General features: G+C 71.6%; 10 protein-coding genes and 1 riboswitch. Of the genes, 5 read left to right on the top strand and 5 right to left on the bottom strand.

Translation table 11 applies throughout. From position 1 onward, the window contains the following. Window positions 1-21: 21 nt before the first annotated feature. Window positions 22-1,407 (top strand): sugar porter family MFS transporter, encoded by a 1,386-nt coding sequence (locus AB0G28_RS32430; RefSeq protein ID WP_361097734.1) that lies wholly within the window; start codon window positions 22-24, stop codon window positions 1,405-1,407. A gap of 94 nt (window positions 1,408-1,501) precedes the next feature. Here the strand turns inward: AB0G28_RS32430 and AB0G28_RS32425 are convergent, their stop codons facing one another. After that, on the bottom strand, window positions 1,502-2,659 hold the full coding sequence (locus AB0G28_RS32425; protein ID WP_361097731.1) for a serine hydrolase domain-containing protein: 1,158 nt from the start codon (window positions 2,657-2,659) through the stop codon (window positions 1,502-1,504). A gap of 86 nt (window positions 2,660-2,745) precedes the next feature. Between AB0G28_RS32425 and AB0G28_RS32420 the strand changes: the two genes are divergently transcribed. Both AB0G28_RS32420 and AB0G28_RS32415 read left to right on the top strand, forming a co-directional pair. Continuing rightward, the gene (locus AB0G28_RS32420) at window positions 2,746-3,402 is read left to right on the top strand and encodes a response regulator transcription factor (protein ID WP_361097728.1); all 657 of its coding nucleotides are present in this window, start codon (window positions 2,746-2,748) and stop codon (window positions 3,400-3,402) included. Continuing rightward, on the top strand, window positions 3,399-4,505 hold the full coding sequence (locus AB0G28_RS32415; RefSeq protein WP_361097725.1) for an ATP-binding protein: 1,107 nt from the start codon (window positions 3,399-3,401) through the stop codon (window positions 4,503-4,505). The genes AB0G28_RS32420 and AB0G28_RS32415 overlap by 4 nt, the downstream gene beginning before the upstream one ends. Window positions 4,506-4,520: 15 nt before the next feature. On the opposite strand, the gene AB0G28_RS32410 is transcribed toward AB0G28_RS32415, so the two are convergent. After that, the gene (locus AB0G28_RS32410; protein ID WP_361097722.1) at window positions 4,521-5,375 is read right to left on the bottom strand and encodes a TIGR03619 family F420-dependent LLM class oxidoreductase; all 855 of its coding nucleotides are present in this window, start codon (window positions 5,373-5,375) and stop codon (window positions 4,521-4,523) included. A gap of 258 nt (window positions 5,376-5,633) precedes the next feature. Next, a riboswitch (S-adenosyl-L-homocysteine riboswitch) is annotated at window positions 5,634-5,712 on the top strand. Window positions 5,713-5,726: 14 nt separating this feature from the next. Here AB0G28_RS32410 and metH point away from each other — a divergent pair. Further along, the gene (gene metH / locus AB0G28_RS32405; RefSeq protein ID WP_361097719.1) at window positions 5,727-9,356 is read left to right on the top strand and encodes a methionine synthase; all 3,630 of its coding nucleotides are present in this window, start codon (window positions 5,727-5,729) and stop codon (window positions 9,354-9,356) included. Here metH and AB0G28_RS32400 read toward each other — a convergent pair. Together AB0G28_RS32400 and AB0G28_RS32395 are read right to left on the bottom strand one after the other, a co-directional pair. Continuing rightward, a complete protein-coding gene (locus tag AB0G28_RS32400) occupies window positions 9,338-10,489 on the bottom strand; it encodes an FAD-dependent monooxygenase (RefSeq protein WP_361097716.1) in 1,152 nt (383 codons plus the stop codon). The genes metH and AB0G28_RS32400 overlap by 19 nt on opposite strands. Window positions 10,490-10,634: 145 nt before the next feature. After that, window positions 10,635-12,041 (bottom strand): hypothetical protein, encoded by a 1,407-nt coding sequence (locus tag AB0G28_RS32395; protein WP_361097713.1) that lies wholly within the window; start codon window positions 12,039-12,041, stop codon window positions 10,635-10,637. A gap of 353 nt (window positions 12,042-12,394) precedes the next feature. On the opposite strand from AB0G28_RS32395, the gene AB0G28_RS32390 reads away from it, so the two are divergent. After that, window positions 12,395-14,983, top strand: a complete 2,589-nt coding sequence (locus tag AB0G28_RS32390) for an AAA family ATPase (RefSeq protein WP_361097710.1) — start codon at window positions 12,395-12,397, stop codon at window positions 14,981-14,983. A gap of 139 nt (window positions 14,984-15,122) precedes the next feature. Here the strand turns inward: AB0G28_RS32390 and AB0G28_RS32385 are convergent. Further along, window positions 15,123-15,679 (bottom strand): hypothetical protein (locus AB0G28_RS32385; RefSeq protein ID WP_361097707.1); only part of this gene is annotated, 557 nt, incomplete at its 5' end.

Genomic DNA, 15,679 nt, shown 5'->3' with positions numbered 1-15,679 from the left:
TACGGAAGAGGCGACCAGGCAATGACGCAAACCGCCCCGGCGCGGCACATCGGCCGGACCACCCTGTACTTCTTCGGTGCGCTCGGCGGCATCCTCTTCGGCTACGACCTCGGCGTGATCTCCGGGGTGCTCCCGTTCATCGGGAAACTGTGGGCGCTGACCAGCTGGGACAAGGGCGTGATCACCGCCAGCCTGTCGGTCGGCGCGATCGTCGGCGCGCTGCTTTCCAGCCGCACCAACGAAGCCCTCGGCCGCCGCCGCACGATCATGGTCGCGGCGGCGATCGTCATCGTGGGCACGCTGGCCGCGAGCTTCTCCCCGACGTTCGTGCTGCTGGTGCTTTCGCGCCTGGTCATCGGGCTGGGGATCGGCCTTTCCTCCTCGACCGTCCCGACGTACCTGTCCGAACTCGCCCCGGCGCGGCTGCGCGGCGCGATGGGCGCGCTGAACCAGATCTTCATCGTGCTCGGCATCCTCATCGCGTTCCTGGTGAGCTACTGGCTCGGCCCGGTCTCGGCCTGGCGGTGGATGTTCGCCGGCGCGATCGTGCCCGCGGTGATCCTGCTCGTCGGCCTGGTGTTCCTGCCCGAGACGCCGCGGTGGCTGGTCAAGAACGGCCAGGAGGACGAGGCCCGGCGGGTGCTGGCCAGCGCGCACGGCAACACCGTGAACCTCGATGAGGAGATCGCGACCATCCACGAGGTCATCCGGCTCGACACCGAGGACAAGCCGCGGATCCGCGACCTGTTCTCCGGGTTCGTGCGGCCGATGCTGGTCGTGGCGCTGCTGCTCGCGATCGGCCAGCAGTTCAGCGGCGTCAACGCGATCAACGCGTACTTCCCGACGATGCTGATCGGCCTCGGTTTCGCCACGCAGGCCGCGCTGCTGTCGGGCGTGCTGCTCGGTGTCACGAAGTTCCTGTTCACCGCGTGGGTCGTGTTCGTGGTGGACCGCTGGGGCCGCAAGCCGCTGCTGCTCATCGGCAACGTGATCATGGTGATCACGCTGGTGGCGGCCGGGCTCGTGGTGCTGAACGTCCACGACACCGGCACGCGCGGCATCCTGATGCTGGTGATGATGGTGCTCTACCTGGTCGGCTACGAGCTCGGCTGGGGCGCGGTCGTCTGGGTCATGATGTCCGAGGTCTTCCCGCTGAAGTACCGCGCGACCGGCATGGGCGTCAGCAGCGTGGTCCTGTGGGCGTCGACCGGCATCGTGAGCGCGGTGTTCCCGCTCATCTCCGACCCGAAGTCCCTCGGCATCGGCGGCTCGATGTTCGTCTTCGCCGGGATCAACGTCGTGCTGTTCGTGCTCACCAAGTGGCTGGTCCCGGAGACCAAGGGCCGCACGCTGGAGCAGATCGAGCTCGACCTCCGGGCGCGGCAGGGGGTCGCGGTCAAGAGCTGACCCGGGGAGTCGGACACCGGCGGGGCACGGATTCGTCCGTGTCCCGCCGGTTCGGTGTGCTGTTCCGCGTCGGAGTGCGGGGAGTACTCGGAAGTCACGCGGTGATCATGTCGCGCGCTTTCATCACGACCGGCGGGGGCCCGCCGTCGTAGTCGTAGTTGCTCAGGATCACCGTCACCCACTCGGTGCCGGGGTACATCTGGAAGTCGGTCGACGTGCCGGGAGCGCCGCCACCGTGGCCCGTCACCCACTGGTTGTTCACCAGCAGCGTCACCGGGCCGTAGCACTGGAAGGCGACGTGCGGAGCCCCGGGCGTCCGGCCGGGCGGCGGGCCCGGCTGCGACGGGGGTGGCACCTTGCCGCTCAGCGTGATGCCGGTGAAGGCGCGGTCGAGCAGCTTCGAGCCCTGCAGCGCGGACGCGAAACGGGCCATGTCGGCGCACGTCGTGAAGGCGTCGCCGGCGGGAGTGCCGACGTACAGCCGCTGGTCGATCGTGTCGGCGCGTCCGCCGGACGGTTGTTTCGCGTAGGGGTGGGCGATGCGGGGGTCCGTGTGCCACTGTGGCCTGGTGTGGAAGTCCGTGCTGGTCATGCCGGCCGGACGGAACACGTGCTCACGCACGTAGTCGTAGTAGGACTTCCCGGACACCTGGGCCACGATCGCGCCGAGCAGGTGGTAGCCGGCGTTGCTGTAGCGGGACCCGGCTCCCGGCGCGAACTCCGGTGAGGTCCGCCGGATGTAGTCCGTCGTGCCGTTCATCACCTGGTCGACCTCGGTCCAGGTGAGCGCTTCCTCCAGGTACCCGGGCATCGTGAAGGTGTCGCCGAGGCCGGACGTGTGGGTGAGGAGGTGGTGGACTTTCACGGTGTCGGCGATCCCGGCGGGGAAACCGCTCAGATAAGTGCCCAGTGTGCCGGTGTAAGCGATCTTGCCGGCCTGCGCGAGCTGAGCGATCGCCACCGCCGTGAAGAGCTTCGTCACCGAGGCCATGGCGAACAGGGTGTCCGGGCCGTTGGGAGCGGTGTCGTTGGCCCGGCCGTACGACCTGGCCAGCACGGGCCGTCCCCGGTGGACCAGCAGCAGGCTGCCGGAGAACGCGTCCATGGCCGCCTGTTCCCTGACGAACCGGTCGAACGCGCGCACGTCGACGGAGGTGGGGATGGCGGCGGCCGCTCCGGCGACGGCGCCGGTGGCGAGCATCGCACCGGAAGCGCCGAGCAGGCCCAGGACGGATCGTCGTGTCGTGGTCATGGCCGAAGGTCTACCGAGCACGGCCGATCGAGGACCGATGGCCGGCCCATACGTGATCCATATGTCGCGCGCGGGACACTGCCCGCGTGCGGGTGCTGCTGGTCGAAGACGAACAACCGCTGGCCAAGTACGTCGCGGTCGGCCTGCGTAAGCACGGGTTCGCCGTCGACGTCGCGTCCGACGGGCGCACCGCGCTGGACAAGTGCGTGGTCACGCCCTACGACGTCGTCGTCCTGGACCGGGATCTACCCGTGGTGCACGGGGACGCGGTGTGCCGCGAGCTCGCCGGGCGGGGCGCGGCGCGGATCCTGATGCTCACCGCGTCCAGCACGGTCGAGGACCGGGTCGAGGGGCTCACGCTGGGCGCCGACGACTACCTCGGCAAGCCGTTCGCGTTCTCCGAGCTCGTCGCCAGGGTACGGGCACTGTCCCGCCGCAGCACGCCCGCGATTCCGCCGGTCCTGCGTGCCTGCGACGTGGTGCTCGATCCGGCACGGCGCACCGCGGAACGCGCGGGCCGGCTCCTGCACCTGACGCCCAAGGAGTTCGGCGTGCTCGAGCACCTGCTCGCCGCCGGAGGAGCGGTGGTGAGCGCGGAAACGCTGCTCGACAAGGTATGGGACGAGCACGCCGACCCGTTCACCAACGCGGTCCGGATCACCGTCGGTACGTTGCGGCGCAAGCTCGGCGACCCGCCGCTCGTCGGGACCGTGCCGAGTGCCGGCTACCGGATCGTCCCGTGACCGCCCGCGGCCGGCTCACGATCCTTTACGCCGCACTGGTTCTCGCCGCCGGCGCCCTCCTGACCACGCTCACCTACCTGCTGCTGCGCGGGAACGGCGGTCATCGGGTCTCGGTCATCACCCTCGGCCCGGCACCGGGGCCGGCGGGGATACCGCCGTTGCCGCCCTCGATCCAGGCGGTCACCCTCACCGACTTCGTCACCCAGGCCGCGATCGCGCTCGTGGTGGTGACCGCGCTCGCCGCGGTCGTGGGATGGCTGGTGGCCGGGCGGGTACTGCGGCCCCTCCGCACGATCTCCGCCACCGCACGGCGCCTCTCGGCGGAGAACCTGTCCGAGCGGGTGCCGGTCACCGCGCCCGCCGACGAGCTCGCCACCCTGGCCGCCACCGTCAACGGGATGCTGGACCGCATCTCCGACGGCGTCGCCGAGCGCGACCGGGTGCTCGCGAGCCAGCGGATGTTCACCGCCAACGCCGCCCACGAGCTGCGGACCCCGCTGACCACCATGCGCATCGCCATCGACGTCACCCTCGACAGCCGGCCCGGTACCGAAGAACTGCTGGCCATGACCGGCGACGTCCGGACCGCCGTCGAGCGGAGCCGGCACATCCTCGACGGACTCCTGGTGCTGGCCCGCAGCCAGGCCGGCGCCGGCCGCCGGCACCGCGTCGACCTCGCCGAGGTCGTGGCGAACAGCCTCGACGGCGTGGACCTCACCGTGCGAGCCGACCTGCGGCCCGCACCGGTCCGAGGTGAACCGGTCCTGCTGGAACGGATGTGCGGCAACCTGGTCGACAACGCCGTCCGCCACAACCGTTCCGGAGGCCATGTCGAGGTCGCCACCGGCGGCACGGACGGGCGGGTGTTCCTGCGCATCGGGAACAGTGGCGTGCCGATCGCGCCGGAGACCGTCGGCCGGCTCCGGGAGCCGTTCGTCCGCGGCGACGGCGCACGGATCCACCCCGGCCGCGGGATCGGCCTCGGCTTGTCCATCGTGGACGCGATCGTGACCGCACACGGAGGTGAGATCGCCATCGCCGCTCGGCCGGCGGGCGGCCTGGACGTCGTCGTCCACCTCCCGTCCGCCGGGCACGCCGGATGAGCCGTACCGGAAGGCTCAGTGCGCGGGGGCGAGCGTGAGCTTCCCGGCGAGCCGCCCGATCCAGGCTTCGACTTCCTCCGGCGCGCGGTCCGGGAGACCGAAGATCGTCTCGGTCACGCCCAGGGCAGCCAGGTGTGCCAGGCGTTCCGGGTCCGGTCGCTCGCCGAGCGCGCAGATCCGCGGGGCGTCCTCGCGGCCTTCGGCGGCCCAGATCTCCTTCAGCAGGGCCACGTGCCCGTCCAGGTCGCTGTCGGCCGGCGTGGTGATCCAGCCGTCCGCGTGGCGCGCGATCCAGCGGAACGTCTTCTCCGTCGGGCCGGCGCCGAGCAGCACCGGGATGTGGGCCTGGACCGGCTTCGGCCACGCCCAGCTCGGTCCGAAGGAGACGAACTCGCCGTCGTAGGACGCTTCCTCCTCCGTCCACAGTGCACTCATCGCCTCGAGGTACTCGCGCAGCGCGGTGCGGCGCCGGTTGCCGGGCACGCCGTGGTCGGTCAGCTCGTCGACGTTCCAGCCGAACCCGGTGCCGAGCGTGACCCGGCCGCCGGAGAGGTGGTCGAGGCTCGCGATGGTCTTGGCGAGCGTGATCGGGTCGCTCTCGACCGGCAGGGCGACGGCGGTGGAGAGCCGGATCCGGGTCGTGACCGCGGCCGCCGTCGCGAGCGCGACCCACGGGTCGAGGGTCCGGCTGTAGCGGTCGTCGGGCAGGGACGCGTCGCCGGTGCGCGGGTGCGGCGACGCGCGCTTCACCGGGATGTGGGTGTGTTCGGGGACGTAGAAGGTCGCGAACCCGGCGGCCTCCGCGGCGCGCGCCGCGGCCGCCGGGGTGATGCCCCGGTCGCTGGTGAACAGCACGATTCCGTAGTCCACCCGCGGAGCGTATTAGAACGTGTTTCAGTTTTCAAGCCGCCCGGCCGTCGCGCTCCGGGAATGGTCGGCTACCTTGAGTGACCTTCAGAGGTGCTCGATATCGGGCTGGCACACTCGGTGCCCGCAGGTGCGCGTGATCGGCCGACGGAGGTGTGGAGTGACTCGGATAATCCATTGTGGACGGACGGTGTCCCAGTGGGTGGACGCCGCGGCGCACCGGGATGGCGTGCGACGGGCCGGTTCCAGTACTCTCGACCACAGGCCGAGAGGCGCTGCAACGGACCACCGGGTCCGCCACGCTCGGCCGGGAATGACCAACCAAGGGCGCCTCCCGACCGAGGGAGGCTGCCGGTGAACACCCCGCACGAGTCCGGAACGCGTCTGCGTGAGCTGCTCGACCGGCGGGTGGCCGTGCTCGACGGCGCTTGGGGCACCATGCTGCAGGGCGCCGGGCTGACCCCGGCCGACTACCGCGGCGACCGCTTCGGCGACCACACCCACGACGTCACCGGTGACCCCGACCTGCTGAACCTCACCCGCCCGGACGTCATCCTCGACGTCCACCGCCGGTACCTGGCCGCGGGCGCGGACATCACCACGACGAACACCTTCACCGCCACCAGCATCGGCCAGGCCGACTACGGCCTGCAGGCGCACGTCCACGAGATGAACGTCCGCGGCGCGCAGCTGGCCCGCCAGGCCGCCGACGAAGCGGGCGGCAGGTTCGTCGCGGGGTCGATCGGCCCGCTCAACGTCACGCTCAGCCTGTCGCCGAAGGTCGAGGACCCGGCTTACCGCGCCGTCACCTTCGAGCAGGTCAAGGCCACCTACGCCGAGCAGATCGCCGGGCTCGCCGAAGGCGGCGTCGACCTGCTGCTCATCGAAACGATCTTCGACACGCTGAACTGCAAGGCCGCGGTCGCCGCCGCCCGCGAGGTCGCCCCGCACCTGCCGCTGTGGATCTCCGTCACCATCGTCGACCTGAGCGGCCGGACGCTGTCGGGGCAGACCGTCGAGGCGTTCTGGACCTCGATCGAGCACGCGAAACCGCTGATCGTGGGGGTCAACTGCGCACTGGGCGCGGCGGAGGCCCGCCCGCACGTCGAGGAGCTGTCCCGGCTCGCCGGCACCTACGTGGCCTGCCACCCCAACGCCGGGCTGCCGAACGCGTTCGGCGGCTACGACGAGACGCCGGAGGAGACGGCCGGGCTGCTCGGCGGGTTCGCCCGGGACGGCCTGGTCAACCTGGTCGGCGGCTGCTGCGGTACGACACCGGCGCACATCGAGAAGATCGCCGCCGCGGCGAAGGACGTCAGGCCGCGCGAAGTACCGGCTCCGCGCACGCACACGCGCTTCAGCGGGCTGGAGCCGTTCGGTATCGGCGCCGACACCGGGTTCGTCATGATCGGCGAGCGCACCAACGTCACCGGGTCCAAGCGGTTCCGGCGGCTCATCGAGTCCGGCGACCACCAGGGCGCCGTCGACGTCGCGCTGGAGCAGGTCCGCGGCGGGGCCAACCTGCTCGACGTCAACATGGACGCCGACCTGCTCGACTCCGAGCAGGCGATGACGACGTTCCTCAACCTGATCGCCACCGAGCCCGAGGTGGCCCGGATCCCGGTGATGGTCGACAGCTCCAAGTGGAGCGTGCTCGAAGCCGGCCTGCGCTGCGTGCAGGGCAAGGGCGTGGTCAACTCGATCAGCCTCAAGGAGGGCGAGGAGCCGTTCCTCGCCCAGGCCCGCACCATCCGGAACTACGGCGCCGGCGTCGTCGTGATGGCCTTCGACGAGCGGGGCCAGGCCGACACCGCCGACCGCAAGGTCGAGATCTGCGCCCGCGCGTACGACCTGCTGACGCAGCAGGCGGGCTTCGCCGGTGAGGACATCATCTTCGACCCGAACGTCCTCGCCGTCGCCACCGGCATCGCCGAGCACAACGGCTACGCGAAGGCGTTCATCGAAGCGCTGCCCCGGATCAAGGAGCGCTGTCCCGGCGCCCGGACCAGCGGCGGCATCTCCAACCTGTCGTTCTCCTTCCGCGGCAACGACGTCGTGCGCGAGGCGATGCACTCGGCGTTCCTCTTCCACGCCGTCAAGGCCGGGCTGGACATGGGCATCGTCAACGCCGGCCAGCTCGCGGTGTACCAGGACATCCCGGCGGACCTCCTGGAACTGGTCGAGGACGTGCTGTTCGACCGGCGCGAAGACGCCACCGACCGGCTGGTGAGCTTCGCCGAAAACGTCAAGGGCAGCGGCACCAAGCGCGTCGTGGACCTGTCGTGGCGCGAAGGCCCGGTGGCGGAGCGGCTTTCGCACGCGCTCGTGCACGGCATCGTCGACTACATCGAGGAAGACACCGAAGAGGCGCGGCAGCAGTTCGCCCGGCCCCTCGAAGTCATCGAGGGCCCGCTGATGGACGGCATGAAGATCGTCGGCGACCTGTTCGGCTCCGGCAAGATGTTCCTGCCGCAGGTGGTCAAGAGCGCGCGCGTGATGAAGCGGTCCGTCGCCTACCTCGAGCCGTTCATGGAGGCGGAGAAGGAGAAGGCCCGCGCGGAGGGCCGGCTGGCGTCGACGGGCGGGCAGGGCAAGATCGTGCTCGCCACGGTGAAGGGCGACGTCCACGACATCGGCAAGAACATCGTCGGCGTCGTGCTCGGCTGCAACAACTACGAGGTCATCGACCTCGGCGTGATGGTGCCGGCCGGGAAGATCCTCGACACCGCGGTCACCGAAGGCGCCGACGCGGTCGGGCTGTCCGGGCTGATCACGCCGTCGCTGGACGAGATGGTCGCCGTGGCCACCGAGATGCAGCGGCGCGGGCTGAAGATGCCGCTGCTCATCGGCGGCGCCACGACGTCCCGCCAGCACACCGCGGTCAAGATCGCGCCGGCCTACGACAACGCGACGGTCCACGTGCTGGACGCCTCGCGCGTGGTCGGTGTGGTGTCCGACCTGCTCGACCCGGACCGCTCCATCGTGCTGGCCGAGAAGAACCGGGCCGAGCAGGAGGTGTTGCGCGAGCAGCACGCGAGCAAGCAGCGCCGCCCGATGCTCAGCCTCGAGCAGGCCCGCGCGAACCCCGAGCGCGTGGCGTTCGACGACCTGCCGGCGCCGCTGTTCACCGGGGTCCGTGTGCTCACGCCGTCGATCGCCGAGCTGCGGGAGATGGTCGACTGGCAGTTCCTGTTCCTGGCGTGGGAGCTCAAGGGCAAGTACCCGGCGATCCTCGACCAGCCGGTCGCCCGGGAACTGTTCGACGACGCGAACACGCTGCTCGACCAGATCATCGCCGACGGCAGCCTGACCGCGAAGGGCGCGTACGCGTACTGGCCCGCGCACCGCGAAGGCGACGACATCCTGCTCGACGGCGAGTACTCGCACGTCCGGTTCCCCATGCTGCGGCAGCAGACGGCGAAGCCGGAAGACCGCGCGAACCGCTGCCTGGCGGACTACCTCGCCCCGGCGGGCGACCACCTCGGCGGCTTCGCCGTGACCATCCACGGCGCCGAGGCGCTGGCCAAGCGGTTCGAAGCCGAGCAGGACGACTACCGCGCGATCATGGTCAAGGCGCTGGCCGACCGGCTCGCCGAGGCGTTCGCCGAGTACATCCACCTGCGGGCCCGCCGCGACTGGTTCGAGCCGGACGCCCAGCCGAAGCTGGAAGACCTGCACGCGGAGCGCTTCCGCGGCATCCGCCCGGCGCTGGGCTACCCGGCCAGTCCCGACCACAGCCAGAAGCGCGAGCTGTTCGAGCTGCTGGGAGCGGACGAGCTGGGCATGGGCCTGACGGAGTCGTTCGCGATGACGCCGGCGGCGAGCGTGTCCGGGCTGATCTTCGCCCACCCGGACTCCCGCTACTTCACCGTGGGACGGCTCGGCCGCGACCAGATCGAGGACTACGCGCGCCGCAAGGGCGTCGAGGTCGCCGAGGTCGAGCAGTGGCTGCGGCCGAACCTGGCCTACGAGCCCGAGGCGTAGTCCGCCAGCTCGATGTCCGTGGCGAACTTGTCGGTCGCCTTGAGCATCAGGCCGAGCAGGACGCGGGACTTGAACGTCCAGTCCCGCAGCTTGATCCGCAGCGGTGACGGCGGCGCGAGGAAGGGCCCCGCGCTGCCGCGCTGCGCGATCTTGGCGTAGCCGCGGAACTGGTCCTCGTAGCGGGCGAAGGCGACCTGGTGGTCACCGTCCGCGGCGAGGAGCTCACCGGCGAGCACGTACGCGCCGACGACCGCGAGGCCGGTCCCGAAGCCGCCGAGGGTGTTGCCGTAGGCGGCGTCGCCGAGCAGCACGACCCGGCCGCGGGAGTAGCGGTCGATCGTGACCCGGCTGAGCGAGTCCAGGTAGAACTCGCGGGCCCGGGGGATCTCGGCCATCAGTTCCGGTACCCGCCAGCCGGCGCCCTGGTAGGCGTCCATCAGCAGCTGCCGCTGCTTGCCGGTGTCGGTGCGGTCGTAGTCCAGCTCGGGGGAGGCGAACACGAAGAACGCCTGCGCCTTCGGCCCGCCTACGGCGGCCATCCGGCCCGGCTCGTTGTACATCACCGCTTCACTGCCGGCGACCTTTTCGCCGAGTTCGGCCAGCGCGTAGTGGTAACCGAGGTACTCGACGTAGTCGCGTTCCGGGCCGAACGCCAGCCGCCGGACGTTCGAGTGGATCCCGTCGGCGCCGACGACCAGGTCGAACCGGCGCGGCCGCGCGTGGGCGAAGGTGACGTCGACGCCGTCCGCGGCCTCGCTGAGCGCCGTGACGGTGTCGCCGAAGAGGTACTCGCAGCGGGCGTGCGCGTAGAGGATCTCGGCGAGGTCGCCGCGGCGGATCTCGATTTCGCCGCCGGTGAACTCGCCGGGGATCACCGCCCGCGGGCGCCCGGCGGCGTCGACGATCGTCTGGTCCTGGCCGCCGGTCTGCCGCTCGAGGACCTCGTCGAGGACGCCCATCCGCGCCAGCACGGTCCGGTGGGTGGCGCCCTTGAAGTCGACGGCCTGGCCGCCGGGCCGCACGCCCGGCGCACGTTCGACGACGGTGACGGTGCAGCCGTAGCGGGTCAGCCAGTGCGCGAGAGCGGGCCCGGCGATGCTCGCGCCGGAGATCAGGACGGAGAGGTTCTTCATGCGGCAGAGCGTCGCCGCGGCGGCTTACCGGGCACTGGCGAAGCGCTGACGGCCGTCGTCAGTGTGCGTCAGTGTGCGGGGGCGCCCCCCGTTTTCCACGTTACCGGAGGGCACCGACAGTTCCGGACTCCTCGCCGGTGGCCCGCTACTCGACCGCGCCCGCTTGGGCGAGCAGGTTCCGGTACCAGGAGTCGTACGGGTGGTTCGTCGCCGGGTAGCTCGCCAGGGGTGTCGTCGCCTGGCTCGGCGAGTCGAAGTCCCAGCCGCGGACCAGCTTGCCCGACTGGCGGGCCGCGGTGATGAACGCCGACTCCGATGCGGGGGCGCCGTAGAACAGCGCGCCCTGCTGGAGCTCCGCGCCGTCACCCTTCTGGAACTCGTCGAACGCGACCTGCCGGTAGCGGATCCGGTCACCGGCGACCCGGTCGGTGTCGGCCCGCAGCGTCTGCGCCGGGGTCGGGCCGTCCGCGCCGGTCCACACGGACACCGTGCGGCCGGCGGCGGTGGCCGTCACCTTGGCGAACCGTGCGTCGGAGGTCTTGGCGTTGCCGGTCCACGACACGGTGGTGCCCGACAGCACGCCGGTCCAGTCCCAGTTCTGGCTGGTGTTCTGGCTCTGGTGGATCTCCCGCAGGTGCGTCGCGTCGGTGAAGGCGACCGTCGGCAGCACGCCGTTGTCGTACTGGTGGCTGGCCTGCCACGTGATCTCGCCGTCCGCGCCCAGCTTGCCGACGTGGTACCAGAGCGTGGACGCGCCCTCGGACTGATGGACCTCGACGAGGTCGCCGTCGTCGCCGAGCGCGACGGCCGGCGTCCGGCCGTTGTCGTACTTCCCGTGCCGCAGCCAGGTGACCCGCCCGTCGGTGCCGTAGGTCCCGGTCCAGTACCAGAGCCCGCCCGCCCCGGAGTCGTGCACCTCGACGACCTGGCCACGGCCGTTCAGCGCGACCGCCGGGTGGTAGCCGACGTCGCGCTTGTACTCCGTGCGGGAGCCGCCGTCGCCGGACAGCAGCGGCAGCACGCGCCCGCGCAGTGCGTCGACGTCCGGCTGCGCCGCCGGGTAGTCCTTCGCCCGCAGCAGCCGTCCGCCGAACACCGACTCCAGTTCCTGGTTGAGCGCGGTCAGGTTGCCCGCCGCGAACGAGGGGTTGTCGGTCAGGTCGTCCTTGAGGTCGAGCATGACGACGATGGGCGCGGCGGCCGGGTGCTGCGCTGCCCACGTGTTCACCGCCGCCAGCCAGTCGCGGAGGTTGTTCGACGCCGGGTTGCCGCCGCCGTGGTCGACGAGGTCGCCGGGCGAGTCGTGCCCGACCGCGTAGTCGTGGGTGGTGGCGTAGCCGTTGTCGTGCACGTCGAGCTCAACGAACCGCACGCCGTGGTCGAGCTGGTAGGCCAGAGCGCCCTTGGCGCCGTCGACGTCGCCCGAATAGCTGTTGTGCGTGGCCCGGAACACCGAGCCGGTGAACGGCGGGCTCGCGGCGTGGGCCGTGGCGGGCGTCAGCACCGCCGCGGCGACGAGCGCGGAGACGGCGAGCGCGGGCAATCGGGTCATCCTCGGATCCTCACGTCGGAGAACGGGGCTTGGCTCATCCTGGCCGTCCGATGGGGACGCTGTCTCGGACTCGGGTGGAACGCGGTGGTGCCGTCGTGCGTCCCAGGAATGACAGTGACACCGGAAAAAGAATCACCGGGGAACCTTTGATCACGGTTTCCGCGGAATGCTCGGGAAATGCTCACGAAATCGAAGATCGACTGTCCGATGTGTCCTATTTTTCGCGCCGTTCGCCGATCTATGCCAAATCGCTGCGCCGATCCGGTACTCGGGCGGGCCCGGCGTAGTCATTATCCGAGCGACGGGTGTGCGCAATCACCGGGAAACCGGCGAGGGGTGGGGAGGCAGTGGGTGTGGCGAACGACTGGCCGCTGGTCGGCCGCGAGCAGGAACTGGTGCTCGCGCGCCGGGCGCTGGCCGACGCCGAAGTGTGCGGGCTGCTGCTGACCGGGCGCGCCGGCGCCGGCAAGACGCGCCTGGCCAAGGTGCTGCTGGCCGAGCTCGCCGCGGGGGGCGCGCGCACGCACTGGGTGCGCGCGATGTCCTCCGCTTCGACCATCCCGTTCGGCGCCTTCGCGCACCTGCTGCCCGGCAGCGCCGACGGCACGGCGGACCGCGCGCACCGGCTCAACCAGGTCGCCGGCCACCTCACCCGCGGCGCGGAAGGACGGCGTCTCGTTCTCTGCGTCGACGACGCCCACCTGCTCGACGACCTGTCCGCGACCCTGGTGCACCAGCTGGCCGCGACCGCGTCGGCGTTCGTGATCGTGATCGCGCCGCACGGGGTGAGCGTGCCGGACCCGGTGTTCGCGATGTGGAAGGACCGCGTCGCCGAACGGCTCGACGTCCGCGAGCTCACCCGCCCGCAGACCACCGAGCTGATCACCGCGGCGCTGGGCGGCCGGCTCGAAGACGGGGCGGAGCACCGGCTGTGGCACCTGTCCCTCGGCAACCCCCTGTTCCTGCGCGAACTGATCCAGGGCGGGCTGGACAGCGGTTCGCTGTCGGCCGTGGACGGTGTGTGGCGGTGGAGCGGCACCCTGACCGCGACCCCGCGGCTGGTCGAGCTGATCGAAACCCGCACCGACCGGGTCGACGCCGACGAACGGCGGCTGCTGGAACTGCTGGCCTTCGGGGAGCCGCTGGGCTGCGAACCGCTGGTCCGGCTCGGCGCGGCACGCGTCCTCGCCTCCACCGAGCAGGCCGGGCTCGTCGTGTCGGAACGCACCGGGCGGCGGCTGAACGTCCGGCTGGCGCATCCGCTCTACGCGGAGGTGATCCGGCGCCGGACGTCTCCGCTGCGCCAGCGCGACACCTACCGGATCCTCGCCCAGACCCTGGACCTCACCGGCGCCCGGCGCGCCGAGGACAAGCCCCGGCTGGTGCGGTGGCGGCTGGCCGCCGGGTTGCCGATCGACCCGCAGCTCGTCCGCGCGGCGGCGGAAACGTTGCTGCGCAAGGACTTCCCGCAGGCGGAGCAGCTGGCGGCGGAAGCCGTCCGGTCGGGCGGCGGGTTCGGCGCGAAGTTCCTGCTCGCCCAGGTCCGGATCGCCGGCGGGCGGCACGCCGACGCCGACGCCCTGCTGGCCGAGCTGGCCGGCGAGACGGTTTCGGACGCGCAACACGCCCGCGTCGCGGCGACCCGTGCGCTCAACCTGGCGTTCGGCCTGAGACGCGCGGACGACGCCGAAGCCGTGCTGGACACCGCGGAGACGGCGGTGTCGGGGACCGCGGACGACCTGGTCACCGCCCGGGCGGCGCTGCGCGCGGCGGCCGGTGTCTGCCGGACCGCCCTCGACCTGCTCGGACCGGTCCTGGACCGCAACCGCCGCGGCGACCCGCTCCGGCTCGGGGCGCTGGTCGTCGCGGCCGGGGCCCTGGCCGACGCCGGGCGCACCGAGGCGTGCCTCGGCGTCGTCGAAGAAGGCCTGGCCATCGCGGCGCGGATCTCCGACGCCTCCGCGCCCGGGGCGCGGGTCCGGCTGGAGCACGCGCGGATCGTCGCGCTGTGCCGGGCGGGCCGGCTCGAAGAAGCCGAAGACCTGGCCGGCGCCGGCTACCGGGACGCGGTCGGCGACCGCTGGGGCCCGGCCCTCGCCGGCGCGGCGGCGTCGCTCGGCACGGTCGCGCTGGCCTACGGCGACGTCCGCGGCGCGATCCGCCGGCTGCGGGAAGCCCTCGCCGTCGAAGGGCACGACCAGCCGCACGAGTTCCGCCCCGCCGTCGCGGCGGCGCTGGGCCGGGCGACGGCGATGAGCGGCCGGCCCGAGGACGTCGACCTGCCGGGTCCGCTCGGCGGGTGGGCGCGCGCCTGGGCGGCGGCGGCGCGGGGCGAAACGTCCCGGGCGGCGGACCTCGCCGCCGAAGCCGCGGCCGCCGCCGAGGCGTCGGGCAGGCTCGCCGTCGCGGCCGAGATCCGCCACGACCTGGTCCGGTTCGGAGTGGACGCGGATCCGCCCCCGGACGTGGGCGGGCTCCTGGGGCCGCTGTACGCGGACCACGCGCGGGCCGCGTCGGCGGCGGACGCGGCCGCGCTGGACGCCGTCGCGACGGCGTTCGCCGACACCGGCTCGCGGCTGCTCGCCGCGGAAGCCGCGGTCCAGGCCTCCCGCGCCCACCGCGCCGCGGGGAAACTCGGCAGCGCGGTCACGTCGGCACAGCGGGCCAAGGGGTGGCTGGCGTCCTGTGAGGACGCGGCGACGCCGGCCCTGGCACTGCTGGACACCCCGCTCGACCTGACGGTCCGGGAACTGGAGATCGCCCGGCTGGTGGCCACCGGGCTCACGAGCCGCGCGGTCGCGGACCGGCTCGTCGTGTCGGTCCGGACGGTCGACAACGTGCTGCACGGTGTCTACGCGAAATTGGGTATCTCCGGGCGCCGCGAGCTCGCTTCGGTGGTGGGCCGGCCGGAGCCGGGGAGTACCCCCGGCGACGGCCCATAGGTAATCGGCGCCGCCCGCCGCCGCGAAGCCGAGTAGAGCGCTACTCATGACCGGAGCATCCCGCGCACCAAGACTGGATGACAACGGAGGGGCACCGGCTTCACCGATCCGAAGATCAGGAGTGCACAGGATGACGACTTCATCGGGCGACGTTTTCCAGAACGAGCAGGGCTCGGCCGGTTCCGGTGGGAACCAGTTCAACGAGCAGGCGTCCACGGGCGGTTCGGGGAACATTTTCCAGAACGAGCAGGGTTCGGGTGGCTCGGGTGGGAACCAGTTCAACGAGCAGGCTTCGACGGGTGGCCGCGGTGACATCTTCCAGAACGAGCAGGGCTCGGGTGGCCACGGTGGGAACCAGTTCAACGAGCAGGCCTCGACGGGTGGTCGCGGTGGCGACATTTTCCAGAACGAGCAGGGCTCGGGTGGCCACGGTGGGAACCAGTTCAACGAGCAGGCGTCCACGGGTGGTCGCGGCGGCGACATTTTCCAGAACGAGCAGGGCTCGGGTGGTCACGGTGGGAACCAGTTCAACGAGCAGGCGTCCACGGGTGGTCGCGGTGGCGACATTTTCCAGAACGAGCAGGGTTCCGGTGGTCACGGTGGGAACCAGTTCAACGAGCAGGCCTCCACGGGCGGCCACGGTGACATCTTCCAGAACGAGCAGGGCTCGGGCGGCCACGGTGGGAACCAGTTCAA

Source organism: Amycolatopsis sp. NPDC021455 (assembly GCF_040640995.1).
In the GTDB taxonomy this organism is placed as follows: Bacteria; Actinomycetota; Actinomycetes; order Mycobacteriales; family Pseudonocardiaceae; genus Amycolatopsis.
This window is presented reverse-complemented; position numbering and strand designations above follow the sequence as displayed.